This window comes from Terrisporobacter muris, assembly GCF_024621905.1.
Taxonomy (GTDB): domain Bacteria; phylum Bacillota; class Clostridia; order Peptostreptococcales; family Peptostreptococcaceae; genus Terrisporobacter; species Terrisporobacter muris.
Window position 1 is genome coordinate 1 of record NZ_JANKBY010000525.1, and the last position, 1,591, is coordinate 1,591.

The following is a 1,591-nucleotide window of genomic DNA, read 5'->3' on the forward strand; positions in this document are numbered from 1 at the left end:
AATAAAAATTAAAAATTGTTAATTTGGACATAAAAATTTGACATTTTGGACATTTATTTTTATGGAATTAAATGATACGATGTAGTCGGTTATTTTAAAAGTAGCGGATTAAAATATTGGCTATGCAATTATATATTTACAAATAAAGGAGATGATTTAATGGGTAAATCAAAAAAACAAATTTCTGCTGGTTGGAAAATTGTTATAGCGTGTATGCTTATACAAGCAATACCATATGGTGTAATGGCTAACTTACAACCACAGTTCATGTACTATGTAGTTAGTGACAAAACTTTAGGGTTTAGTATGGCAAGTTTTTCTTTAATATTTACTATAGGAACTTTAGTTTCAGCTATAGGTTCGCCAATAGTTGGAGGCTTATTTAAAAAATTCAGTCTTAAGCCTTTATACATAGCAGGTGCTATATTAGGTTGTGGTGGTTTTGCTGCATTTTCAATTGCAAAAGCTCCATGGCAATTCTATATAATAGCAGGTGTAATGCAAATAGGTGCGGCTATACTATCTGCTTTAGGGGTACCTCTATTAATAAATGCTTGGTTTGATGAAGCGAGTAAAGGAAAAGCATTATCTACAGCAATGGCTGGTGGATCAATAGGGAACATATTCTTACAAAGTTCATCAGTTGCTTTAATAAAAGTTGTTGGATTTAAGCAAGCTTACTTAATCTTTGGTATTATAGGTTTAGTTGTTGCTATTCCAATAGTATTATTTATGTTAAGAATGCCAAAAGACTCTTCTGAAATTGTGAAAACTAAAGGTGCTGAAGAATCTGCTAAAGGAGAAAGCTTAAACTGGGGATATAGTGTTGCTGAAGCAATGAAGACTAATGGATTTAAACTCCTTGCTTGTGGATACTTCTTTGTTGGTATATATGTTGCTGCATTATCAGTACAATATCCAGCTTACTTACATTTAAATGAAGAAGTAAATACAGGAACAATAGGATCTATATTTGCAATATGTTCTCTTGCTGGTACTTTACTTGGTGGTAGATTATTTGATAAACTAGGAGCATTTAAAACTGTATTAATAGCAGGTATAATAGTTGCTATATCCGATATAACATTAATATATGCAGTAGAAATAACTCCGCTAGCTTATGTATTTGCAGTAGCTAAAGGTTTATCTATATTTGCTTATACAATGGGACCTGCTTTACTTGTTGGTAAATTATTTGGTAACAAAGAATATACTGGAGTATTAGGTATGGTACAATTAGTATTTGGTATAGGATTTGCTTTAGGTTCATCATTATTCGGTGTAGTAGTTGATAAAATGGGATATGGTGTAGCTTGGTGGGCTATATTAGGCGCAGTTATATTAGCGTATATTGGCATACTAACTGCTATAAAAGCTATGGCTAAATTAAATGAAAATAAACAAGCAGAAAAAATAGCTGCTTAAATATAAATAAAAGAGATCTATTAAAATGTTTAATTATTTTGATAGATCTCTTTTTTGATTTTATACTTAATTAAGTTACTTTATAAAAAAGCTAATATGGATAGAAAATTATTTTCCAAAATAAGAAGTAATAAAGATTATAATCCTAAAAAATCAACAGCCCTAT

General features: G+C 30.3%; 1 protein-coding gene. It reads left to right on the forward strand.

Translation table 11 applies throughout. The features are described 5' to 3' along the window. Positions 1-159: 159 nt before the first annotated feature. Complete coding sequence (locus NSA58_RS19905) at positions 160-1,425, forward strand: conjugated bile salt MFS transporter (protein WP_039678065.1); 1,266 nt, start codon at positions 160-162, stop codon at positions 1,423-1,425. Positions 1,426-1,591 lie beyond the last annotated feature (166 nt).

Coding starts and splice junctions, on each gene's coding strand:
- NSA58_RS19905 (WP_039678065.1), top strand. CDS start 160: ATGGGTAAATCAAAAAAACAAATTTCTGCTGGTTGGAAAATTGTTATA.